Source organism: Actinomycetota bacterium (assembly GCA_030774015.1).
Classification (GTDB): domain Bacteria; phylum Actinomycetota; class UBA4738; order UBA4738; family JACQTL01; genus JALYLZ01.
Genome location: JALYLZ010000189.1, coordinates 1 through 21,457, shown reverse-complemented (window position 1 = coordinate 21,457; position 21,457 = coordinate 1). Strand labels below are relative to the sequence as shown.

Genomic DNA, 21,457 nt, shown 5'->3' with positions numbered 1-21,457 from the left:
GCGCGGAGGGCCCGGGCCCGCTCCGGCCCGGGAGGCGTGGCCTCCACCGCCGCCTCCAGCAGCATCCTGGCTCGGGGCGTGTTGCCCGCTGCGAGGTGGTGCGCGGCCGCGTCCATGCTCCGGCGCCGTGCCTCGTCCACGCCTTCGGGTGGCGTGAGCCGCAGGGCCATCTCCGCCAGCTCGGCGGCGGCGTCCGGCGCACCTCGGGAACGGGCCCGCCGGGCCGCCTCGTCCAGCGCGGCCGCCACGTCCTCGTCCGGGCCCTCCGCGGCGAGCGCGAGGTGCCTGGCCCCCTCCTCCGGGTCGGTGGACACGGCGGCCAGGCGCCGGTGGAGGGCGCGACGCTGCTCGGAGGACGCTTCCGAGAAGATCACGGACCCGAACAGGGAGTGGGAGAAGCGGATCTGGCCCCGGTCGACCTCGATGACTCCAGCCTCCACCGCTCTGGCCAGGCCCTCCTCGACGGCGTCGTCGCCCCCAACCGCAGCCCGCACCGCTTCGACCGTTGGCGACGAGAGCGCCGCGGCCGCCAGGAGGGCCTCCCGGGCGTCGGCGGGGAGGGCGTCCAGGCGCCGGCGAACCAGCTCCCGGAGGCTCTGCGGGACCGGGAGGAGCTGGCCGGTCGCGGGCTTGTCGCCCCGGATGGACGCCCGGGCGATCTCGATGGCGAAGAAGGGGTTCCCCTCCGACATCTCGTGCAGCCGGACCAGCGTGGGCCGGAGGAACCCCTGCCCCAACCGGGCCCGAAGCAGCTGCCCCAGCGCATCGACCGTGAGCGGCCCGACGGTCAGCCGGCGGAACCGGTGCTCGGGCAGGAACCGGTCCAGTCCGAACGGGACACCCGCCCCCTCGCCGGTCCGCTGGGTGGCCAGCAGCCCAACGGGCTCCGCCTCCAAACGCCGGAGCGCGAACTCCAGCACCCGCGCGGTGGGCGCATCCAGCCACTGGACGTCGTCCACTGCCAGGACGACCGGCCCCGTGGCGGCGAGGGAGCGGATGACCTCGAGGACGGCCAGCGACACCGCCCGGCTGTCCGGCGGCGCACCTTCGGGCTCCGCCCGCAACAGGGCCACGTCCAGGGCCCGAGCCTGCGGGCCGGGAAGCGCGACCTCGGTCTCGTCCAAGGCGCCGCCGATGAGGTCGCCCAGCGCGGCGAACGAGAGCTTGGCCTCGGACTCGGCGGGCTGGCAGCTCAGCACCCGGTACGAGCGGTCCCGGGCCGCCTGGACCCCTTCCCGCCACAGTGTCGTCTTCCCGACCCCCGACTCCCCGTCCAGCAGCAGCGCCACCGGCCCGCCCCGGGCGTCGTCGAGGAAGGCCTCCACGACCGACAGCTCCGCCTCACGCCCGAACACCGCATCACCCATCGACGCTCCCGCGAAGCCTGCCCTCGGCGCGGCCACCTGGCAAGCGGACCGAGTGTCGTGCGCCCTATCCGAAGCCCGGACCAGGTGATACAACCCCGGCCAGGATGAGCACGGATCCTCGCCTCGGCACCGAGCTCGCCGGATACCGCATCGAGTCCCTGCTGGGCCGGGGCGGGATGAGCGTCGTCTACCTGGCCGAGCAGCTGTTCCCCAGCCGCAAGGTCGCCCTCAAGCTCCTGGCTCCCGAGTTGGCCGAGGACGAGAGCTTCCGGGAGCGCTTCGTCCGGGAATCGAACGCCGCGGCGTCGATCGACCACCCGAACATCATCCCGATCTACGGGGCGGGCGAGGTGGACGGGGTGCTGTACATCGCGATGCGCTACGTCGAGGGGAGCGACCTCCGGCGGTTGCTGGACGAGCTGGGGCGACTCGATCCGATCCGGACCGCGTCCATCGTGTCCCAGGCGGCGGACGCGCTGGACGCCGCCCACGACCACGGCCTCATCCATCGGGACGTGAAGCCGGGAAACATCCTCCTGGCGAAACCGTCGGGCTCCGGCTCGATCGACCACGTGTACGTCTCCGACTTCGGCCTCACCAAGCGGGAGGCAGGAGGACGCGACCTGACGAAGACCGGCCAGATCCTCGGCTCGGTCGACTACATCGCTCCCGAGCAGATCCAGGGCCAACTTGTGGACGGCCGCGCCGACGTCTACTCGCTCGGCTGCGTGCTGTACGAGTGCCTCGCCGGGGAGCCACCATTTCCCAGCGAGGTGGAGGCTGCCGCTTTGTGGGCCCACGTGCACGAGAAGCCCCCGCGGGTCACCGCCAAACGGCCAGAGCTCCCGGAAGGCATCGACGGCGTCGTCGCCAAGGCCATGGCCAAGTCCCCGAAGGACCGCCACGCGACCTGCGGTGAGCTCGCGGGAGCGGCGCGGACGGAGCTCGGGGTTCCGACCGGTGAGCCCCCCGTGGTCTCGCCGGGAAGGAGATGGAGACGGCGTCGGGTGGTCGCCGCGCTTCTCGCCGGCGCTGTGGTTGCCGCGGCCGGGGGCTTCGCGCTCACTCGTGCCGGGGGCGGCACGGCGAAGCCGGGCGCGGGGTTCACGGGATGCGAGGTCACCGACAGCCCCAACGTGAACGACAAGAGCTTCAACCAGGCCGCCTACGAGGGCCTGACCCGGGCCACCGCCGATCTCGGGATCAACACGAGCGTCCGGGTGTCGAAGTCGCAGAAGGACTACGCACCGAACATCCAGGCCTCCATCGACCAGGGATGCAGCCTGATCGTGACCACCGGATTCGTGATCCAGGCGGCCACCGTCGAGGCGGCGAGCGCGAACCCTGACCAGGACTTCGCGGTCGTGGATCCCTCCGGCCGGCTCCCCCATAACGTCCGGGGGCTGGCATTCCAGACGAACCAGGCAGCCTTCCTGGCCGGGTATCTCGCGGCCGGCGTGACCCGGACGGGGAAGATCGGGACGTTCGGGGGCCTGGACATCCCGCCGGTCACGCTGTTCATGGACGGGTTCGCCGCAGGGATCCTGAAGTACAACCTGGATACCGGCAGCGACGTCCACCTCCTGGGATGGGACCCCGCCACGAGGGTCGGCACGTTCGTCTCCACGAGTCCCTCCACCGCCTTCTTCGACCAGGCCGCGGCCGCTCGCATCGCCCGGGCCTTCATCTCCGAGGGCGCCGATGTCATCCTGCCCGTGGCAGGCGGGGCCGGCCTGGGCGCGGCCCGCGCGGCCCGAGCTGCCCACGGCGTGCTCCTCGTCGGCGTGGACACGGACCAGTTCCTGTCCGCACCGGAGTTCGGCCCGCTGTGGCTCACCAGCATCCGCAAGCGGATCGACGTCGCTGTCGAGGCGGCGATGAAACAAGTCGTGGGCGGCACGTTCGAGGGGGGCACCTACGTCGGCACCCTCGAGAACGGGGGAGTCGACCTGGCCCCGTTCCACGACCTCGGCTCCCGGGTCCCGCAGCCGCTTCAGCACCGGCTGGCGGAGCTCAAGGCCGGCATCGTCGACGGCTCGGTCCCCGTGAACCCCAAGGAGTACCTGGGAACCTGACGACGCCGGACGTCAGCTCGAGCTGCCGTCCCGCTTGCGCCGGAACAGCTTCGAGCCCAGCCTCACCACCGGATCGTAGTGGCGGTCCACCACGCGCTCCTTCAGCGGGATGATCGCGTTGTCGGTGATGTGGATGTCCTCGGGGCAGACCTCGGTGCAGCACTTGGTGATGTTGCAGAATCCCAGGCCGGCCTGCTTGCGGAGCAGCTCCGTCCGGTCGTTCGTGTCGAGCGGGTGCATGTCGAGCTCGGCGTAGCGAATGAAGAACCGCGGGCCGGAGAAGCTGGCCTTGTTCTCCTCGTGGTCCCGGATGACGTGGCACACGTTCTGGCACAGGAAGCACTCGATGCACTTGCGGAACTCCTGGCCCCGCTCGATGTCCTCCTGGGCCATGCGGTAGCCGTCCTTCTCGCGCTCCGGGTCCCGGGGACGGGGCTTGAACGCCGGCACCGTCTTGGCCACCTCGAAATTGAACGAGACGTCGGTGACCAGGTCCTTGATGATGGGGAAGGTTCGCATGGGGGCGACCGTCACCGGCTCGCCGTCGGAGAACTCGTCCATCCGGGCCATGCAGGTGAGCCGGGGCCTCCCGTTGACCTCCGCGCTGCACGAGCCGCACCGGCCGGCCTTGCAGTTCCACCGCACCGCCAGGTCGCCGGCCTGCGTGGCCTGGATGCGGTGCAGGACGTCCAGGACCACCTCGCCCGGCTCGACCGTGGTCCGGTAGTCGCGGAAGTCGCCGCCCCCGGCGTCCCCCCGCCACAGCCGCATGGCCACGTGCCGCGCCATTAGGCCTTCTCCCCCGCCGTCGCCTTCTCCGCCGCCGGTGACTTCTCCTCGAGCAATGCCCGCAACTCCTCGGGCATTTTCGGCAGGGGCTCCTCCGAGATGGCAACCTGGCCGCCCCGCTGCCGCACCACCACGTTGACCTTCCCGAACTCCGGGTCCGGCGATGGGAAGTCGTCGCGGGTGTGGGCGCCGCGGCTCTCCTTGCGCTCCAGGCCCGCCCGGGTGACGCACTCCGACACCGTCAGCAGCGAGCGGAGGTCAAGGGCCAGGTGCCATCCGGGGTTGTACTGGCGATTGCCCTCCAGGCTGGTCCGGGCGGTCCGGTCCCTCAGCGCCTCGATCTCCTCCAGCGCCTTGTTCATCTCGCCTTCCGTCCGGATGATCCCCACCAGCTCGTGCATGACCTCCTGGAGGTCGTGCTGGATGGCGTAGGGGTTCTCGCCCTGGTCCCGCTCGAAGGGCTCCAGGGCCTCCGCCGCGACGCGCTCGACTTCCGGCTGGTCGACCTCGGGCGCCGCATCGACACCAAGCGCGTACTCGGCCGCGAACTGTCCCGCCCGCCGGCCGAACACCAGGAGGTCCGACAGGGAGTTGCCCCCCAGACGGTTCGCGCCGTGCATCCCGCCGGCCACCTCCCCCGCCGCGTACAGGCCGGGGACCGTCGACGCCTGGGTCTCCGCGTCCACCCGCACCCCGCCCATCATGTAGTGGCAGGTCGGGCCGATCTCCATGGGCTCCTTGGTGATGTCGACGTCGGCCAGCTCCTTGAACTGCTGGTACATGGCGGGCAGGGCCCGCACGATCTCGGCCGCCGTCCGCCGCGACGCGATGTCCAGGAGCACCCCACCGTGGGGCGAGCCTCGTCCCTCCTTGACCTCGGTGTTGATGGCGCGGGCCACCTCGTCCCGGGGGAGCAGCTCGGGCGGGCGGCGATTCCCGGCGTGGTCGTCGTACCACCGGTCGGCCTCGTCCTCGGTGTCCGCGGTGTCCGAGCGCAGGGAGTCGGGGACGTAGCGGAACATGAACCGCTCGCCCTTGCTGTTGCGGAGCACGCCGCGCTCGCCGCGCACGCCTTCGGTGACCAGGATGCCGCGGACCGACAGCGGCCACACCATCCCCGTGGGATGGAACTGGACGAACTCCATGTCGATGAGGTCCGCCCCCGCCCACAGCGCCAGGGCGTGGCCATCGCCCGTGTACTCCCACGAGTTCGAGTTGATCTTCCAGGCCTTCCCGATCCCGCCGGTGGCCAGCACGACCGCCTTCGCCCGGAACACCACGAACCGCCCGGTCTCCCGCCAGTAGGCCAGTGCACCGGAGATCCGGTCGCCGTCCTTCAGCAGCGAGATCACTGTGCATTCCATGAACACGTCGATCCCGCGGGCCACGGCGTTCTGCTGGAGGGTCCGGATCATCTCCAGGCCGGTGCGGTCGCCCACGTGGGCCAGGCGGGCGTAGCGGTGGCCCCCGAAGTCGCGCTGGAGGATCCGCCCGTCCCTGGTCCGGTCGAACAGCGCGCCCAGCTCCTCCAGCTCCAGCACCCGGTCCGGAGCCTCCTGGGCGTGGATCTGGGCCATGCGCCAGTTGTTCAGCATCTTGCCGCCGCGCATGGTGTCGCGGAAATGGATCTGCCAGCTGTCCTCGGCGTAGACGTTCCCGAGGGCCGCGGCGATGCCGCCCTCCGCCATGACCGTGTGGGCCTTGCCCAGGAGGGACTTGCAGATCAGGGCGGTCCGAGCGCCCAGCGCGTCGGACTCCACCGCGGCGCGGAGTCCGGCGCCGCCCGCGCCGATCACGATCACGTCGTGGTCGTGGGTCTCGAGCTCCGCCATGTCGTCGCCCTCGCTAGAAGAACTTGGGGTCGCTGATCCAGCCCACGGCAACCATCCGGATGTACGCGTCGGTGAGCGCGATCCACACCAGGCTGGCCCAGGCCCACTTGGCGTGGTTGGCGTTCAGGCGCGACACCGCCCGCCACAGCCGGTACCGGACCCGGGCGCTCGAGAACCGGTTCAGCTTCCCGCCGCACAGGTGGCGGCAGGTGTGGCAGGACAGCGTGTAGCCCCAGATCAGGCCGGCGTTCACCACCAGCATGAGGGTCCCCAGGCCAGCGTGGCCCCATCCCTGGGGCCAATGGAACGCATCCACGGCGTCCCACGTCAGGATGGCCGCGAACAGGAACGCGAAGTAGAAGAAGTAGCGGTGGACGTTCTGGAGGATGAGCGGGAAGCGGGTCTCGCCGGAGTACCGGCCGTGCGGCTCGGCCACCGCGCAGGCCGGCGGCGAGAACCAGAACGTCCGGTAGTAGGTCTTGCGGTAGTAGTAGCAGGTCAGCCGGAACCCCAGCGGGAAGATCAGGATGATCAGGGCCGGCGACCACGTGTACCACTTCCCGAAGATGGCCAGGTTGGTGTGCACGCCGCATCCGCTGGCCAGACATGGCGAGTAGAACGGCGACAGGTACGCGGGAGGGGCGAAATAGTGCTTGCCCTGGAACGCCACCCATGTCGCGTAGGCCACGAACGCGAGCAGCACCACGCCCGTGGCCATGGGTTGGAGCCACCAGGCGTCCGGCCGCAGCGTGGCCGGCTTGGTGCCGACCGTGCCCCGCCGCGTCGGCCCGGCGTCGGGAGGCCGAAGGGCTCGCTCCGACCCCTCCAGGACGTCACCGATGGGAGCGTGCGACATCAGCTCACCCTCCGAACGGCATGCCGAATCGCGTGCATCTGCCCGGTCCCGTCACTCGTGTCGACCGCCCGGCCGGAGGCCTCGTCGGCGGCCCGCGGGCGGCCTCGACAGCATAGCCGAGTCGTCCGTGGAGCCTCGGACATGAGCTCGATCCGCCGAAGCCGCTCCGAGCGGCGGGTCGCTTCGGCCGGCTCGGTCGAGGCTCAGGCGGCCGGCCTCCTCGTTGCGGCGGGACCTCCCGGCGGCCGGCGTCTCGACGGCCGCGCCCGCACGATTGGTTGCATTGTTCCCCGGGCCAAAGGACGCAATCGCCCAACTGTGCCTACAATCCGCCGGCCTCACCGGCCCGGCAGGACGATGGGGTCACATCGACGGTAGGGCTGGGCCGGAACCAACCGAGAGCCCTCACCGACCGACAGGAGGGATGACATGAACAAGGCATTCCGGGCGGCGCTCGCCGTGGCCGTGGTCTCCGCGCTCGTCGCGATGGGAACCTCGGCCGGCGCGAGCGGGCGCCACGCGAGGAATCACGACTCCACTCCCCGGTGGGTGAAGCACGTCCGCCACTATTCGGGAGGGATCTCTGCCGGTGTTCGCGCCTTCCTCTCCCCCGGAGTGATCAAGGCCCAGGCCCAGTACGCGGACGCCGCGGGGGCCGCGAGGACCAGGAACCCGGGCGCCGCGCCGGCCGCCGGCCCCCTCGGCAACCTCCAGGCCAACACCGACTCCAGCCCGCCGGTCCCGCAGAACGAGACGGCCGTGGCCTACAGCGCGACCGACCCCATGACCGCGGTGGCCGCGTCCAACGACTACGTGGACGGCGGGCTGTGGATCGGCACCACGCACGACGGCGGCAACCACTGGACCAGCACCTTCCTCACCCCTCGGGTCCACGCCACCGGTGACTTCTGCTCCGGCGGCGACCCGTCGGTCGTGTACAGCCTGCGGGACCACGCGTTCTACGCCAGCCAGCTGTGCTTCATGCGGGCCCACCCCGAATCGGAGATCGAGATCATCCGCTCGGCCGACAACGGCGACCACTGGACCCCCGCCCGCTTCAGCGCCACCGGCGTCACGAACGTCCATGCCGACGGCAGCGTCAACCCGGCGGTGTTCTACGACAAGGAGCAGCTGGCCGTGGACAACGCCCTGGGCAGCCCGCACTTCGGCCGGCTGTACCTGACCTACGTGAAGTTCCACATCCAGCCGAGCGGGTTCAGCAACTTCTGTCCCGCCCAGCTCGCCTACACCGACCAGGTGGACGCGAACCACGACGGCGACCTGACCGACACGTCGTGGACCCACATCCACGTCATGCCCAGGGCACCCAAGAGCAAGGGCGTCGGCACCTCCGCCGACCAGGGAGTCCAGGCCGCCCCGGACGACCAGGGCGGCGTGGGCATCACCTTCATGTCGGAGGACTGCAACACCTCCATCGACCGGGGTATCTACTACAAGCGCCTGGCCCCCGACGGGACGCTCGGCACGCTGGTGCGAGTGGACAAGGCCGGGCAGTGGGCCGACAACCCGGATCCGTCGGACCTCCTCCCCGGCAAGCTGGCTCGCATCCCCGCGTCGACGTCCGCCAACGTGGTCTTCAATCCGGTCCGCCACGCGCTGGAGTACGCGGTGCAGAACAACATCAACCGCAACGTCTCGGGCGCGGACATCAGCTACACCGAGTCGCTCGACTACGGCCAGACCTGGTCGGACATGCGGTTCGTGTCCACCGACTCCTTCGGGAACCCGGCGCCCAACGACCAGTTTTTCCCGTGGATCGCCGTCGACCCCCAGGGCATCACGCACATCATCTGGCTGGACTGCCGGAACGACCCGGGCAACGTGAACATCGAGACCTTCGAGCAGCAGACCCTGGACACCTCGGTGTTCCTGTCCAACGTGGACATCAGCACCGCGTCGTGGAACCCGAACAACGGGTTCTTCAGCTCCGGCGCCTTCATCGGGGACTACATCGGGGTCGCCGCGGCAGGCAACGGCGTGGAGTACCCGATGTGGACCGACGGACGGACGAGCCTGGGCCCACCGCTGGGGCAGACCGACATCTACACGGTCCCCAACTAGGACCATCGACCGAGCGGCGGGGGCGGCCTCGAGCGCCGCCCCCTCTCGCCTTCCTGGGTAAGGTTCGGCCGTGGCCCACCTGGTGACGCTGATCCCGGGCGACGGCATCGGTCCCGAGGTCGCCCACGCGGCGCGGGTGGTGCTGGAGGCCACCGGCGTGGAGCTCCGGTGGGACGTCCAGGAGGCCGGCACCGCCGTCATGCAGCGGGAGGGAACTCCCCTCCCGGACCGGGTCCTCGATTCCATCCGGCATTCCCGCACCGCGCTGAAGGGGCCCATCACCACGCCGGTCGGGACGGGGTTCCGCAGCGTCAACGTGGCCCTGCGCCAGGAGCTCGACCTGTTCGCCGCGGTCCGGCCCTCCCGCACGTTGCCCGGGACTCTCACCCACCATCCGCCGCTCGACCTGGTGGTGATCCGGGAGAACACGGAGGACCTGTACGCCGGGATCGAGTTCGAACGTGGCTCCGATCAGGCGGCCCGGCTCCGGGACCTCCTGCGGGAGCTGGGCGGGGTGGAGCTCCGGCCGGACGCCGGTGTGACGGTGAAGCCGATCTCGGTGACGGGGACCCGCCGGATCGTGCAGTTCGCGTTCGACTTCGCCCGCCGGAACGGGCGGAAACGGATCACCGTGGGCCACAAGGCGAACATCATGCGGTTCTCCGACGGGGTGTTCCTGGGGACCGCGATGGAGGAAGCGGCGGCCTATCCGGACATCGAGCTCGAGCCGATGCAGGTGGACGAGCTGGCCATGTGGCTGGCCTGGGAGCCCGAGACACTCGACGAGATCCTGCTTCCCAACCTGTACGGCGACATCATCTCCGACCTGTGCGCCGGCCTGGTGGGAGGCCTCGGGCTGGCCCCGGGAGCGAACCTGGGGTGGGAGTACGCCGTGTTCGAGCCGGTGCACGGCAGCGCCCCGGACATCGCCGGACGGGGGCTGGCCGACCCGGTGGCCATGGTCCTGTCGGGCGCCCTCATGCTCCGCCATCTGTCGGAGCGGCCCGCGGCGGAGGCCGTGGAGGCGGCGGTGACGCGGGTCCTGGCCGACGGCACCCACGTCACCCGCGACCTCGGCGGGAACGCCTCCACCGAGGAGATGGCCAACGCCCTGGCCGGGGAGGCCCGTTCCATCCTGGCGAACGGCTCGGGGCTCGATCCGGTCCGGCCTCGGGAGTAGGATCGCGCCGTCCCGTGGCCTTGGGGGGGTCGGGTGAGGAGCAGGTTCGGCCGGCGAGTGGGTGAGGTGTTCCGCCGGGACTGGCTGGAGATCGGCCTGACCTCGCTCGGCCTGCTGTTCCTGGCCATGTTCGCCCTCTGCGTGTGGGCCCTGGTGGTCCTGGCGCTGCACTGGAGCGAGCCCGCGTCGGGACTGCCCATCGGGCGGGGGATGCTCGAGACCAGCAAGGGCGCCGGACTGGCGGTGTTCTCGGTGGGCGCCGTGGTCACGTTCTTCGTGGGGTGGACGCTGGCCGGGAGCCCCATCCGGCGTCGGGTGCGCGACCTGCTTCGCGGGCGCAGGCACGGCTCCTGACCCGTCGCATCCCTCCGGTAGCCTTTCGGTCGTGGCCATCGAGATCCGGCCCGTGCGCCCCGACGAGTACGCCGCCGCCGGCGAGATCACCCGGCGGGCGTACATGGAGTTCGTCCGGCCGGGCGACAGCGACTGGGATTCCTACCTGGACGAGCTGGGCGACGTGGCCGGCCGGATCGATCGAACCCTCGTGCTGGTGGCGGTGGAGGGCGACCGCATCCTGGGCACGGCCACCCTCGAGCTCGAACAGCGGATCGACGACGAGGACCCGCCCCTCCGGCCCGAGGAGGCCCACATCCGCATGGTGGGCGTGGACCCCTCGGCCCGCGGGCGGGGGATCGGCCGGGCCCTGATGGACGCCTGCCTGGACGAGGCCCGGGCCCGGGGCAAGGCGCTGGTCACCCTGCACACGACGGCCCGGATGAAGGCGGCCCATCGCATGTACGAGTCCATGGGGTTCACCCGGGGAGCCGACCGCGTGTTCCCCAGCGGGTTCGTACTGATGTCCTACTCGCTGCCGATCGGGCAGTAGTCGGTCCAGGGCCCGGCGGTCGCCCGGTCAGGCTGCACCCCGGCCGGGATCGCTCCCGGTGCGCACGACCTCCCCCGAGGCCAGGACCACGCCGTCCTCGGTGATGGCCTCCACCTGCCCTCCCCGGAACTGCTGCTCGTACAGCTCGGCATACAGCCCGCCGCGGGCCAGCAGCTCCTGGTGGGTCCCTCGCTCGACCAGCCGCCCGCGGTTCAGCACGAAGATCACGTCCGCCGACAGTATGGTGGACAGCCGGTGGGCGATGGCGATCGTGGTCCGCCCCCGCATCAGCGGCCGGAGCGCCTCCTGCACCAGCCGCTCGGAGGTCGAGTCCAGTGAGGACGTCGCCTCGTCCAGGATCAGGATGCGGGGGTCCTTCAGGATGACCCGGGCGATGGCCAGGCGCTGCTTCTCCCCGCCCGACATCTTGTAGCCGCGCTCCCCCACCACCGTGTCGTAGCCGTCCGGCAGCTCGGCGATGCGGTCGTGGATGAACGCGGCCCGGGCCGCGGCCTCCAGCTCCTCCTGGGCGGCGTCCGGCTTGCCGTACAGGAGGTTCCGTCGAACCGTGTCGTGGAACAGGTAGGTCTCCTGGGTCACGATGCCGATGATGTCGCCCAGGGAGGCCAGCGAGATGCGCCGGACGTCCACGCCGTCGATCTCCACGGCGCCCCGCTGCACGTCGTAGAACCGCGGCACCAGGTAGGTCATGGTGGTCTTCCCGGCACCGCTCGGCCCAACCAGCGCGGCCAGCTGCCCCGGCTCGATGTCCAGGTCGATGTGCTCGAGCGTCCATTCCCGGCGGGCCTGCCCGTCCTCAGCCAGCCCGGCCAGGCGCTCGGCGGCCACCTCGGGGGCGTCCCGCGCAGCCGCCGCAGCGATATCGGGCGGTGACACCGGGGTCGCCGAAGGAGGCTCCTCCGGCGGCACGTCGTAGCGGAAGCTGACGTCGCGGAACCGGACCTGCCCCTGCACGGAGGGTGCCTGCAGGTCCACCGCGCCCGGAGAGTCCTGGATCTCGTGCGGCATGTCCAGGTACTCGAAGATCCGGTCGAACAGGGCCATGGAGGACTGGATCTCCACGCTCACCTGGAGCATCTGGCCGATGGGGAAGAACAGCCGGCTCTGGAGCGTGGTGAACGAAACGATGGCCCCGCCGGTTAGCACGGTGCCCCCGAACCCGGTCCCTCCGTTCGAGATGACCCAGCCCGCCACCAGGTAGACCAGGGCCGGGGTGATGGAGAAGAAGATCTGGATGACGGCGAAGAAGGACCGGCCGATCATCTGCTGGCGGATCTGGAATCCGGCCAGGCGCGCGTTCTCCTCGCGGAACCGGGAGATCTCGTACCGCTGCCGGCCGAACGCCTTCGACAGCAGGATCCCCGACACCGACAGGGTCTCCTCGGTGATCGCGGTGAGATCCGCGTAGGTCTTCTGGGTACTTCGGGCGACCTCCTGGCGAGCCTTCCCGACCTTGTAGGTGAGCCAGATGAACAACGGCGTCATGAACAGCGACAGCACGGTGAGCTGCCACGAGATGAGCAGCATGGCGACCAGGGTGCTGAGCACGATCACCACGTTCGACAGGATGCTGGAGGCGGTATCGGTGACCACCGACTGGATCCCGCCGACGTCGTTGGCCAGGCGGGACTGGATCTCGCCGGTCCGGGTGTTGGTGAAGAACCGCAGCGGCATGTGCTGGAGGTGCGTGTACAGGGAGTTCCGCAGGTCCTGCATCACCTTCAGGCCGACCACGTTGGCCAGGTAGGTCTGGCCCACCCCCATGATCCCGGTGAGGATCGGGATGGCCACCATGAGCCCGACGTAGAAGTACAGCAGGTGCAGGTTGGGACAGGGGCCCCCGACGCAATGCGGATTGGAGGGTGGAGCCCCGAACAGGGCGCGGTCGAAGATCAGCTTGATCAGTAGCGGGTTGACGATCCCGAGGACCGACGTGACCACGATGACCCCAGCGACCACCGCGACCTTGCCCCGGTAAGGGCGGAAGGTCCGCGCGACCCGCCGGACAGTCTGCTTCTTGATCGGCCCGGCGTCCGGATCCGGGACGACGACGCGAAAATGGCCCCCTCGCCGCATGCGAGCCAGCATACGGCAGGGTTCCGAAATGACCGCCGGAAGCGGTGGCCCAGGTGGCCGGTCCTACCAGTGAAGGTGGCGGCGCCGGCCCCAGGAATACCGGCCCCGCCGGGAAACCGCCCGGTAGGCCAGCACCAGCAGGGCCGAGCCCACCAGGGCCCAGATCCACGGGTGCAGCCCCACGCCGTGCGCGCCCACCAGCGACTTGCCGATCCACCACCCCAGGAACGCGCCGCCCACCCCCACGGCCATGGTGGCCAGGATGCCGGTGGGGCCGCGGCCGGGGACGAGAAGGCGCGCGAGGGCCCCGACGATGAGGCCCAACAGGAGAATGCCGAGGATGCTCATGGGGAGGAAGGTACCCGCCCGCGTCCTCCCGCAAGCCCCCCAAGCCCCGCACGTTCCCCGGCTCGCTCGAACACCTGGTCCAGCATGGCCGGCGTGAGCTTGCCGGTGAACGTGTTCTGCTGGCTGGGGTGGAACGACCCGAGCAGCGCGTACGGGCCGACGGAGGCCTCCGCCAGGTGCCCGAAGCGAGGACGGGGCCGGGCCGCGTGGCCGAGAGCCGCCGCCGCCCGCAGGACCCCGTCCCAGGCGAACGAGCCCAGGGCGACCACCACCCGAACCTCCCGGAGCAGCTCCAGCTCGCGGACGAGGTACGGCAGGCAGTGGTCCCGTTCCTGCGGCGTCGGCCGGTTCCCGGGAGGGCAGCACCGGTTCACGGCCGCGACGTACATCCCGCGCAGGCGGAGACCGTCGTCACGGGACACCGAATGCGGCTGGTTGGCGAACCCGGTCCGGTGAAGCGATGAGAACAGGAAGTCCCCCGACCGGTCGCCGGTGAAGATCCGCCCGGTCCGGTTCCCTCCGTGGGCGGCGGGCGCCAGCCCCACCACCACGACGCGGGCCCGGGGGTCCCCGAACCCCGGCACCGGCCGTCCCCAGTAGTCCTGGTCGGCGAACCGGGCCACCTTCGTGGCGGCCACCAGCTCCCGCCACGCCACCAGCCGGGCACACCGGCGGCACTCGATGACCTCGGCGCGGAGCGATTCGAGAGCGGACGCCATCACTCCGATCGTACCGGCGGGCCCGCGACCAGTTCGGCGTGGATAATTTGACCAGCCACGAGGGGAGGGGCCGATGACCTACTCGATCGTCGTCCGGGACCCGCGGACCGGCAGGTTCGGGGTCGCCGTCCAGACGCGCTACTTCTCGGTGGGATCGGTGGTCCCGTGGGCCGAGCCCGGCGTCGGCGCGGTGGCCACGCAGTCGTTCACCGAGATCTCCTACGGGCCCCGCGGGCTCGAGCTGATGCGGGCGGGCGCGAGCTCGCTGGAGGCACTGGAGACGCTTCTGGCCGAGGACGACGGCCGCGACCTCCGACAGGTGGCGATGGTGGACGCGAACGGCTCCGTGGCCGTGCACACGGGCGCGCGGTGCGTCCAGGCGGCGGGCCACGCCATCGGCGACGGGTTCTCGGCGCAGGCGAACATGATGGAACGCGACACGGTGTGGGATGCCATGGTCGCCGCGTATGCCGCAGCCGGCGGCGATCTCGGCGAGCGCCTCATGGCCGCGCTTCGTGCGGCCGAGGCCGAGGGCGGCGACATGCGGGGACGGCAGTCCGCAGCCATGCTCGTGGTGGAGGGCGACCCGCACACCCCCGGTGGGATCGGGTCGTGGACGTCCGGGTCGAGGACCACCCCAGCCCCCTTGCGGAGATGGAACGCCTCGTTCGGCTGGGCCGCGCATACCGGCACCTCGGGCGGGGGAACGACTTCGCCTCGGCGGGCGAGATGGAGCGCGCCGCGACCGAGCTGGAGCGGGCCCACGAGCTGGCCCCCGACGACGACCAGGTCGCGTTCTGGTACGGGCTGGTGCTCGCCGGGACCGGTCGGCCCCTGGAAGGCCGGGAGCTCCTGGAGCGAGCACGGGCTGCGAACCCTCGCTGGGCGCCGTACCTGCGCCGGCTCGCGGCCTCGGGATTGTTCCCGAACGACCCCGCGTTGATGGACGCCCTGTTCCCGCTCGATCCCGGCGCACCGCCGTAGGCGCAGCCCTATCCGATCCTCGATCGACGCCCCAGGACCTCGACGGGGAACCTTTTCGTGTCCTGCGGGATCAGGGGAACGTGCCGGTGGGACGGGAGGCGGACGTGGAGACCGAGATCGCGCTGGGCCGAGGCCGGGGCAGGTCCCTGCCGGAGTTGTACACGGCCTACGGACCGCGGGCGGGACGGCTGGCCTTCGTCCTGACGCGGGACCGCGAGCTGGCGGAGGACGTGGCGCAGGAGGCATTCGCCCGGCTCATCACGCACCTTCCCGCCCTGCGCGACCCCGACGCCGTGGAGGCGTACCTGCGGCGCTCCGTCGTCAATCTCTGCCGGAAGCACTGGCGGCGGGTGTCGCGCGAGCGGTCCTTCCTCCGGCGGGAAGGGCCGGTCATGGCGACAAGGACCACGGCGCAACCCGACGTGGCCCGGCGGGCCGCCCTGGCCAGCGCGCTGGACCGGCTGCCCTACCGGCAACGGGCCGCGCTGGTCCTGCGGTTCTACGAGGACCTCACGGAACGACAGACGGCGCGGGCGCTTGGGTGCGCCGTCGGCACGGTGAAGTCGCTGGTCTTCCGGGGCCTGCGCGCGCTGAGGGAGGAGATCGGCAATGACGACGAGGATTGAGGACGAGCTCCGCGACCTGCTCGGAACGAATGCGGAGGGATTCGAGATGGACGGCACGCTCCCGCCCAGGGTCCTCCGGCGAGCGAGGGCTCGGGCCTTCCGAGCGGTGTCCGCGGTGGTGGTGGTGGCCATCGTGGCCGGCACGGTTTCGGTGGCGACGCTTCGGGGGCATCCGCGCGGGCCCGCGCGCACGACGGCCGGGGCGCCGGTGGTGAAGCTCGTGAACTACATCGACGATTCAGACGCGGACGGCGCCGGGCTCGAGCAGTACGCCCAGTGCATGCGTGGCCAGGGATTCGACGTGCCCGACCCGGTCCGCACCGACGATGGGTGGCGCATCCTGGTCCCGGCCGATTCCATCGACCGGTCATCGCCCGGGTGGCAGGAAGCGGCGTTCGTGACGTGTCGCCTGACCCAGTTCGTGGACCGGCCGCTGTCCGGGGACCTGGTGCTGGGAGACCGCACGCCCGCCGAGATCGACGGGTTTCTGGCCTGCATGCAGGCGCAGGGGTTCGACCTGCCCGAGCCGACGAAGCGCGCCGACGGCCTGTACCGCTACGACCTCCAGACCACGCCCATCGACACCAGCAGCGAAGCCTGGAACCGGGCCCTGTTCGTGACCTGCGCGTTCCCGGGCGACTGACGCGCTGCTGGTTCCGGGCCGGCCCTACCCCGCCTCTTTGGGCACGGGCCGGCCCGGCTGCTCGTCCACGGTCCCGCGCTTGGGGACCATGACCTTGCGGCGGAAGTACAGGACCTCGACGCCGTCCTGGTTGTAGCCGCGAGTCTCCACCGTGACGATCCCGCGATCGGGCTTGGAGGAGGATTCCTTCACCTCCAGGACCTTCGTCTCCGCGTACAGCGTGTCGCCGTGGAACATCGGGGCCCGGTGCTGGAGCGACTCCACCTCGAGGTTGGCGATGGCCTTGCCGCTCACGTCCGGCACGCTCATGCCCAAGGCGAGCGAGTACACCAGGTTCCCCACCACCACGTTTCGCCCGAACTGCGTCTGCGTCTCGGCGTAGTGGGCATTCGTGTGCAGCGGGTGATGGTTCATCGTGATCATGCAGAACAGGTGGTCGTCGTACTCGGTGATGGTCTTGCCGGGCCAGTGCTTGTAGACGTCGCCGACCTCGAAGTCCTCGAGGTAGCGGCCGAACGGACGTGCCTCTCCCATGCGCGCCTGCACCTCCTCGGTGCAGGATGCTAGCCGAGCACACTCCGCGGGGCCGGTTGCGGGAACCGCAGGCCCACCCGGTGGCGTCTAGGGAAGCCAATGCGCGAACGAACCCGAACTCGGTGCACGACCGCGGTCGCCGCCCTCCTGGCCGTGGGGGCCCTGGCGGCGGCGCCCCCGGCCTCCGCTTCCGCCTCGACCTCGGGAACGGGTACCGCCGGCTCCGGCACCTGGCACCACCGGTTCCCTTCCACGCATCCTCCGTCCCGGTCGTACCAGGCCCAGGCGTACGACCCGGCGCTGCACGAGATCGTCCTGTTCGGGGGGACCGGCAAGTCGGGGCACCTGGAGGACACCTGGGCGTGGCGCAACGGCACGTGGCACCGGCTGCACACGAAGCGCGCGCCCACCGCGCGAGCCAACGCCGGGATGGCCTACGACCCCGTGTCCCAGCAGCTGGTGCTGTTCGGCGGCTACGACGGGAAGCACTGGCTGGGCGACACCTGGACCTTCGACGGGACGACCTGGACCCACCGCCACCCCGCCGCCTCGCCGCCGCGAGGCACGGGCCCGATGCTCTTCTCGGATCCCCTGAACGGCCACGTCGACGCCTACGGCGGCTACGACGGGCAGTTCTACCAGCTCCAGACGTGGCAATGGACCGGCAAGACCTGGAAGCGAGTCCACACGAAGAACTCGGCGTGGGCTCGCAGCAGCGCCGTGTGCGTCCTGGACCCGTCCCGCCACGTCGTCGTGCTGTTCGGCGGCCTCGGGGACGTCAACCCCGACAACACCTGGACCTTCGACGGGCACGACTGGACCATGCTCGACCCTGAGCACCAGCCGCCGCTGCGGTGGGGCGCCGCTGCCGCGTACGACCCGGTGCGCAAGCAGGTGGTCATGTTCGGGGGAGGACTGGAGCTCGACGACATGTGGGCCTGGACCGGTACGGACTGGAAGCGCCTGCACCCGCAGAAGGCTCCCTCGGGCCGGGAGGGACCGCGGATGGCGCTCGATCCGGCGCTGTCGCAGCTGATCCTGTTCGGCGGCCGGATCGGAAAGACCCAGGCCGGCGACACCTGGTCTTTCTAGGCCTGCCCCCGCAGCTTCGCCTCGAGGTGGCGGGAGGTCTGCACGACGGTCGGCCCCACCGCCATCGGGAAATCGCCCGGCACGTTCCGGATGGCCGGAAGGGTCCCCGCGGGCGGCGGTGAGCCCGCCGGCTGGGCCATGGCGGCCTCGACCGCCGCGGCCTGCTGCTGGTCCCGCTGCTTCTGCGCGGCTTCCAGATCGAACCGCGGATCGCCCTTCACCAGCATCTCGACCTCGTGGTGCTTGCGGTCGTAGCGGACGTTGACCACATCGCCGGAATTGGGGGTCTCCAGCGCCGAGTAGAACCGCTGCTCCACCGTGGTCCGGAACACCGGCTCGCCCACGCCGTTCACGTCCAGCACCACGTTGTACTTCGCGTCGTGCACCATGTGCTTGGATTCCTGGCTCACCGCGACCACCGTTGCGGTCGTCTCGACCTCGTCCTTGTGCCCGAACATGCCCGCGATGGTACGTGCGGTCTTCGGACGGAGCAACGCTTCGGTCCTTACCTCCTGAGCGGTCCGGGTTGCACCGGCCGATAGAATCGGCCACTGCATGGGCATCTTCGACAAGCTCTTCAAGGGCGCGAGCCTGCAGGACCCCGTCCGGGGCACGGCGCAGGTCGTCTCCTGCTCCGGGTACCGGGGCGACGGCGTCTACCAGAACGGCCACATGGAGCTGGTGATCCAGGCCGAAGGGATCCCCGCGAAGGCTGTGCAGTTCCAGGGCCTCATGCACCGGAACCGGTGGCCGCGTCCCGGCATGGTGCTTCCGGTTTCCATCGACCGCGCGGACCCGTCCCGGTTCCGTATCGAGTGGGACGAGGTCCAGTCCGGACACGAGCGCGGGCAGCAGGCCGCCGAAGCCATCGCCGCCGCCATGCGCGGGGAGGGCGGTGGGATGCCCGCGGCCGGGTTCCCCGCAGGGGTGACGCCCCAGATCGTGAACCTGTCGGGGAGGGATCTCTCCCAGCTGAGCGAGGAACAGAAGGCGAAGCTCCGGATGCTCGGCATCGACCCCGACGCCCTCGCCGGGACGCAGGCCCAGGCATCCCAGCCACCCACAGCGCCGCCACCGCCCGTGCCGGTGACCCCATCGCAGTCACCGCCCCCGGCCAGCGCCCAGGGCGCCGACGATCGTGTGGCCCTCCTCGAACGGCTGGCGAAGCTGCGCGAACAGGGCGCCCTGACGGACGCGGAGTTCGAGGCGCAGAAGAAGCAGATCCTCGGCCTCTGAACCCAGCCGACGACGCTTGCCCTCCCGCCCTGCAATCGTTCAGATTGCGGTCGTGCCGGGACGGCGGATGTACGACACGCTGTATCGCTTCGGGGCTCCCTGGGAGGGACCGGCCCGCGAGGAGCTGGTCCATCTGGTGCGCTCGGGCCGGCTGACCCCGGACACGCACCCACCGGGCCGGGCCATCGATCTCGGATGCGGCAGCGGATCGAACGCCATCTTCCTGGCCGACCACGGCTTCGACGTCATCGGCGTGGACTTCTCCCCGGTGGCCCTCCAGAAAGCGAAGATCAGCGCGACCGGAAAGCCCGGCCGCCGCATCCGCTTCATTCGAGCCGACCTCACCGCACAGGAGATCCCCGACCTCCCCGGCCCCTTCGACCTCCTGGTCGACTACGGCACCTTGGACGACCTCAAAGACACCAAACGCGAAGCCATGGCCCAAACCATCGTCCGCCTGGCCCGCCCCGGCGCCGTCTTCCTCCTGTGGTGCTTCTACGGCAACCCGAACGCCCTCCCGAGATTCAGCCTCAAAGGAGTGAGCCGCCCCTGGGCCGGCCTGCAGCACAACGAGGAACAGGCCCTGTTCGCGGGCGCCTTCACCATCGAAACCCTCGCGAAGCCCGAACCGGCCCAGCACGGCCACGCCTGCTTCCTGATGACGAGACGCTGACCCACGCCATCCTCGGGAAGTCTCTCGCTTGGGGAGCTGGGGGCGGGTTGACAGTCTGTAATACGTAAGAGATACTCTGCGTATGACAGATCGACTGGATCTAGAGGCTGCGGGGTTCTTTCCCGCGGATCACGCCGTGGTGGCGGAGGGCAAGGTGTACGTAAACGGGGGGTTCTGGGACGTCATCCGGTTTCCGGCGTATCCCCAGGTTCTCCCGGTGGCGGTGGTTGCCGTCCTTCGCGTCCCGTATCGCGCGTATCACCAGGACCACAAGTTCGAAGTCACGATGGAGGACGCGGATGCACGGGACGTCCTTCTACGGGTGGAGGGACAGTTCCGGGTTGGATCGAGTGCCGAAATGCGAGTCGGGGACCCGAGCATTCTCCCGATGGCCATGCTCGGCCAAGTGGCCATTCCGAGGCCCGGCGACTTCTCGTTCATCTTGCGTGTAGACGGGGGGGAGCTGGCACGGTATCCCTTCCGGGCGCTTCAAGTCGCGGCGCCCATGGAGATGCCTGGGCCGCCAGCTGACCTGCCCGGCGGGCACTAGTAGCCCGTAGAGGAGAGGGGCTTCGGGTGGGCATGCATGAATCTCTGGGACTTCGAGCTCATAGATTGGGATGAAGAGGACGACGAGAAGGGAACCTCGCGCACTGCCTGGGGCGAGGAATCGACGAAATCGTGGTCGCAGAGGTTCTCCGGGAAGAACCTGTCGAGGTTAAGATGCGCCTCGTGACAGCCGATTTCGCTGTCGTGGGTCCGAACGAGAATCGAAACACTTGGTGGACGTTGCTATTTGCGTGGTCTTTCAAGCGCAGTGATTGGCTCCGGCCCGTGACGGGCTGGAAGTCAGAGCCGGAGGAGATCCGTGAGTGGGAGCGTGGAAGGGGGCGCAGGTGATGGACGAGGACCCCAGGGCGCGGGAGCGTGAACTCCGCGAGTTGGCCGACCGCCATCGGGGTGAGGTTGTGGAAGGGTCCGGCCGACCGGTTGCTCCTCGGGACATGCTCCAGATGGTCTCCGTGCGTCTGGACTCGAATCTGGTCGGAGATCTTCGTCGACTAGCCACCGAGCGGGGTGTCACGGTCAGTCAGCTTCTTCGCGAAGGTGCCGTGTTGGTTGTCACCTCGGGGAGCATGGTCCCGTATCGGGTGAAGACTGGGCCGATGCAAGGGGTGGGGGTCTCGGTCTCGCACGCGTGGGTGGCGACGGGATCTGGGGCGGTCAACAGAGACGTGGCTTAGGCCTGGATCCACCGATTCGAAGCGTCTGATCGTCGATTCCACGTCTTGAAGCCCGGTCCACGTCGAAGTGTCGACGTTCGCGTTATCCACCAGCGGCGCGTTCACGTAATCCACCACTGGGCCCCTGTGGAGTTCTACTCCATCGCACCTCCTCTCGCCCGTCGCCCCGCAAGGATCTCGGCGAGCTGTCCGAC

At 70.1% G+C, this 21,457-nt stretch carries 23 protein-coding genes; 13 read left to right on the top strand and 10 right to left on the bottom strand.

Translation table 11 applies throughout. From position 1 onward, the window contains the following. The coding region (locus M3Q23_18195; GenBank protein ID MDP9343982.1) for an AAA family ATPase at positions 1 to 1,367 on the bottom strand (1,367 nt) is incomplete at its 3' end. A gap of 104 nt (positions 1,368 to 1,471) precedes the next feature. Between M3Q23_18195 and M3Q23_18190 the strand changes: the two genes are divergently transcribed. Continuing rightward, a complete protein-coding gene (locus tag M3Q23_18190; GenBank protein ID MDP9343981.1) occupies positions 1,472 to 3,442 on the top strand; it encodes a BMP family ABC transporter substrate-binding protein in 1,971 nt (656 codons plus the stop codon). Between the two features lie 12 nt (positions 3,443 to 3,454). Here the strand turns inward: M3Q23_18190 and M3Q23_18185 are convergent, their stop codons facing one another. From M3Q23_18185 to M3Q23_18175, 3 genes are read right to left on the bottom strand one after another with little or no spacing between them, the layout of a single operon-like run. Next, entirely contained in the window at positions 3,455 to 4,231 is a 777-nt protein-coding gene (locus M3Q23_18185; GenBank protein ID MDP9343980.1) for a succinate dehydrogenase/fumarate reductase iron-sulfur subunit, read from the bottom strand. Beyond that, a complete protein-coding gene (locus M3Q23_18180; protein MDP9343979.1) occupies positions 4,231 to 6,063 on the bottom strand; it encodes a fumarate reductase/succinate dehydrogenase flavoprotein subunit in 1,833 nt (610 codons plus the stop codon). The genes M3Q23_18185 and M3Q23_18180 overlap by 1 nt, the downstream gene beginning before the upstream one ends. A 13-nt stretch (positions 6,064 to 6,076) precedes the next feature. Continuing rightward, a complete protein-coding gene (locus M3Q23_18175; protein ID MDP9343978.1) occupies positions 6,077 to 6,919 on the bottom strand; it encodes a hypothetical protein in 843 nt (280 codons plus the stop codon). Positions 6,920 to 7,348: 429 nt separating this feature from the next. On the opposite strand from M3Q23_18175, the gene M3Q23_18170 reads away from it, so the two are divergent. The 4 genes from M3Q23_18170 to M3Q23_18155 all read left to right on the top strand — a co-directional run bounded on the left by M3Q23_18170 (position 7,349) and on the right by M3Q23_18155 (position 11,067). Further along, complete coding sequence (locus M3Q23_18170; GenBank protein MDP9343977.1) at positions 7,349 to 9,001, top strand: hypothetical protein; 1,653 nt, start codon at positions 7,349 to 7,351, stop codon at positions 8,999 to 9,001. Between the two features lie 70 nt (positions 9,002 to 9,071). Next, entirely contained in the window at positions 9,072 to 10,181 is a 1,110-nt protein-coding gene (locus tag M3Q23_18165) for an isocitrate/isopropylmalate dehydrogenase family protein (GenBank protein MDP9343976.1), read from the top strand. A 57-nt stretch (positions 10,182 to 10,238) separates the two neighbouring features. Then, entirely contained in the window at positions 10,239 to 10,535 is a 297-nt protein-coding gene (locus tag M3Q23_18160; GenBank protein MDP9343975.1) for a hypothetical protein, read from the top strand. Between the two features lie 31 nt (positions 10,536 to 10,566). After that, positions 10,567 to 11,067 (top strand): GNAT family N-acetyltransferase, encoded by a 501-nt coding sequence (locus M3Q23_18155; GenBank protein ID MDP9343974.1) that lies wholly within the window; start codon positions 10,567 to 10,569, stop codon positions 11,065 to 11,067. A gap of 27 nt (positions 11,068 to 11,094) precedes the next feature. Here the strand turns inward: M3Q23_18155 and M3Q23_18150 are convergent, their stop codons facing one another. The 4 genes from M3Q23_18150 to M3Q23_18135 form a co-directional block, all read right to left on the bottom strand. Next, on the bottom strand, positions 11,095 to 13,164 hold the full coding sequence (locus tag M3Q23_18150) for an ABC transporter ATP-binding protein/permease (protein ID MDP9343973.1): 2,070 nt from the start codon (positions 13,162 to 13,164) through the stop codon (positions 11,095 to 11,097). Between the two features lie 63 nt (positions 13,165 to 13,227). Beyond that, positions 13,228 to 13,512 (bottom strand): GlsB/YeaQ/YmgE family stress response membrane protein, encoded by a 285-nt coding sequence (locus M3Q23_18145; GenBank protein ID MDP9343972.1) that lies wholly within the window; start codon positions 13,510 to 13,512, stop codon positions 13,228 to 13,230. Beyond that, positions 13,509 to 14,231, bottom strand: coding sequence for a uracil-DNA glycosylase (locus tag M3Q23_18140; GenBank protein MDP9343971.1), 723 nt, complete (start codon positions 14,229 to 14,231; stop codon positions 13,509 to 13,511). Before M3Q23_18140 ends, M3Q23_18145 begins: the two co-directional genes overlap by 4 nt. A 219-nt stretch (positions 14,232 to 14,450) precedes the next feature. Continuing rightward, positions 14,451 to 14,687 carry a hypothetical protein gene (locus tag M3Q23_18135; protein ID MDP9343970.1) on the bottom strand — a complete coding sequence of 79 codons (237 nt, stop codon included), beginning with the start codon at positions 14,685 to 14,687 and terminating at the stop codon, positions 14,451 to 14,453. Positions 14,688 to 14,843: 156 nt separating this feature from the next. On the opposite strand from M3Q23_18135, the gene M3Q23_18130 reads away from it, so the two are divergent. The 3 genes from M3Q23_18130 to M3Q23_18120 all read left to right on the top strand — a co-directional run bounded on the left by M3Q23_18130 (position 14,844) and on the right by M3Q23_18120 (position 16,484). Next, entirely contained in the window at positions 14,844 to 15,215 is a 372-nt protein-coding gene (locus tag M3Q23_18130) for a hypothetical protein (protein ID MDP9343969.1), read from the top strand. Positions 15,216 to 15,301: 86 nt separating this feature from the next. Next, a complete protein-coding gene (locus tag M3Q23_18125; protein MDP9343968.1) occupies positions 15,302 to 15,841 on the top strand; it encodes a SigE family RNA polymerase sigma factor in 540 nt (179 codons plus the stop codon). Further along, positions 15,825 to 16,484, top strand: coding sequence for a hypothetical protein (locus M3Q23_18120; GenBank protein ID MDP9343967.1), 660 nt, complete (start codon positions 15,825 to 15,827; stop codon positions 16,482 to 16,484). Before M3Q23_18125 ends, M3Q23_18120 begins: the two co-directional genes overlap by 17 nt. A 24-nt stretch (positions 16,485 to 16,508) precedes the next feature. Here the strand turns inward: M3Q23_18120 and M3Q23_18115 are convergent, their stop codons facing one another. Then, on the bottom strand, positions 16,509 to 17,018 hold the full coding sequence (locus tag M3Q23_18115) for a MaoC family dehydratase (protein MDP9343966.1): 510 nt from the start codon (positions 17,016 to 17,018) through the stop codon (positions 16,509 to 16,511). Between the two features lie 99 nt (positions 17,019 to 17,117). Between M3Q23_18115 and M3Q23_18110 the strand changes: the two genes are divergently transcribed. After that, entirely contained in the window at positions 17,118 to 18,110 is a 993-nt protein-coding gene (locus tag M3Q23_18110) for a hypothetical protein (GenBank protein MDP9343965.1), read from the top strand. Here M3Q23_18110 and M3Q23_18105 read toward each other — a convergent pair. Then, entirely contained in the window at positions 18,107 to 18,568 is a 462-nt protein-coding gene (locus tag M3Q23_18105; protein MDP9343964.1) for a hypothetical protein, read from the bottom strand. The two genes, M3Q23_18110 and M3Q23_18105, sit on opposite strands and share 4 nt — an antisense overlap. A gap of 97 nt (positions 18,569 to 18,665) precedes the next feature. On the opposite strand from M3Q23_18105, the gene M3Q23_18100 reads away from it, so the two are divergent. From M3Q23_18100 to M3Q23_18085, 4 genes are all read left to right on the top strand, one after another. Continuing rightward, complete coding sequence (locus tag M3Q23_18100) at positions 18,666 to 19,346, top strand: SHOCT domain-containing protein (GenBank protein MDP9343963.1); 681 nt, start codon at positions 18,666 to 18,668, stop codon at positions 19,344 to 19,346. Between the two features lie 52 nt (positions 19,347 to 19,398). After that, positions 19,399 to 20,019, top strand: a complete 621-nt coding sequence (locus tag M3Q23_18095; GenBank protein MDP9343962.1) for a class I SAM-dependent methyltransferase — start codon at positions 19,399 to 19,401, stop codon at positions 20,017 to 20,019. 82 nt (positions 20,020 to 20,101) lie between these two features. Continuing rightward, the gene (locus M3Q23_18090) at positions 20,102 to 20,569 is read left to right on the top strand and encodes a hypothetical protein (protein ID MDP9343961.1); all 468 of its coding nucleotides are present in this window, start codon (positions 20,102 to 20,104) and stop codon (positions 20,567 to 20,569) included. A 349-nt stretch (positions 20,570 to 20,918) separates the two neighbouring features. Continuing rightward, a complete protein-coding gene (locus tag M3Q23_18085) occupies positions 20,919 to 21,263 on the top strand; it encodes a ribbon-helix-helix protein, CopG family (GenBank protein MDP9343960.1) in 345 nt (114 codons plus the stop codon). Positions 21,264 to 21,457: the final 194 nt, after the last annotated feature.

Bases quoted from the DNA above. Each gene is read 5' to 3' on its own strand.
- M3Q23_18190 (MDP9343981.1), top strand. From the start codon at position 1,472: ATGAGCACGGATCCTCGCCTCGGCACCGAGCTCGCCGGATACCGCATC.
- M3Q23_18185 (MDP9343980.1), bottom strand. From the start codon at position 4,231: ATGGCGCGGCACGTGGCCATGCGGCTGTGGCGGGGGGACGCCGGGGGC.
- M3Q23_18180 (MDP9343979.1), bottom strand. From the start codon at position 6,063: ATGGCGGAGCTCGAGACCCACGACCACGACGTGATCGTGATCGGCGCG.
- M3Q23_18175 (MDP9343978.1), bottom strand. From the start codon at position 6,919: ATGTCGCACGCTCCCATCGGTGACGTCCTGGAGGGGTCGGAGCGAGCC.
- M3Q23_18170 (MDP9343977.1), top strand. From the start codon at position 7,349: ATGAACAAGGCATTCCGGGCGGCGCTCGCCGTGGCCGTGGTCTCCGCG.
- M3Q23_18150 (MDP9343973.1), bottom strand. From the start codon at position 13,164: ATGCGGCGAGGGGGCCATTTTCGCGTCGTCGTCCCGGATCCGGACGCC.
- M3Q23_18145 (MDP9343972.1), bottom strand. From the start codon at position 13,512: ATGAGCATCCTCGGCATTCTCCTGTTGGGCCTCATCGTCGGGGCCCTC.
- M3Q23_18140 (MDP9343971.1), bottom strand. From the start codon at position 14,231: ATGGCGTCCGCTCTCGAATCGCTCCGCGCCGAGGTCATCGAGTGCCGC.
- M3Q23_18135 (MDP9343970.1), bottom strand. From the start codon at position 14,687: ATGGCATCCCACACCGTGTCGCGTTCCATCATGTTCGCCTGCGCCGAG.
- M3Q23_18120 (MDP9343967.1), top strand. From the start codon at position 15,825: ATGACGACGAGGATTGAGGACGAGCTCCGCGACCTGCTCGGAACGAAT.
- M3Q23_18115 (MDP9343966.1), bottom strand. From the start codon at position 17,018: ATGGGAGAGGCACGTCCGTTCGGCCGCTACCTCGAGGACTTCGAGGTC.
- M3Q23_18110 (MDP9343965.1), top strand. From the start codon at position 17,118: ATGCGCGAACGAACCCGAACTCGGTGCACGACCGCGGTCGCCGCCCTC.
- M3Q23_18105 (MDP9343964.1), bottom strand. From the start codon at position 18,568: ATGTTCGGGCACAAGGACGAGGTCGAGACGACCGCAACGGTGGTCGCG.
- M3Q23_18100 (MDP9343963.1), top strand. From the start codon at position 18,666: ATGGGCATCTTCGACAAGCTCTTCAAGGGCGCGAGCCTGCAGGACCCC.
- M3Q23_18090 (MDP9343961.1), top strand. From the start codon at position 20,102: ATGACAGATCGACTGGATCTAGAGGCTGCGGGGTTCTTTCCCGCGGAT.
- M3Q23_18085 (MDP9343960.1), top strand. From the start codon at position 20,919: ATGGACGAGGACCCCAGGGCGCGGGAGCGTGAACTCCGCGAGTTGGCC.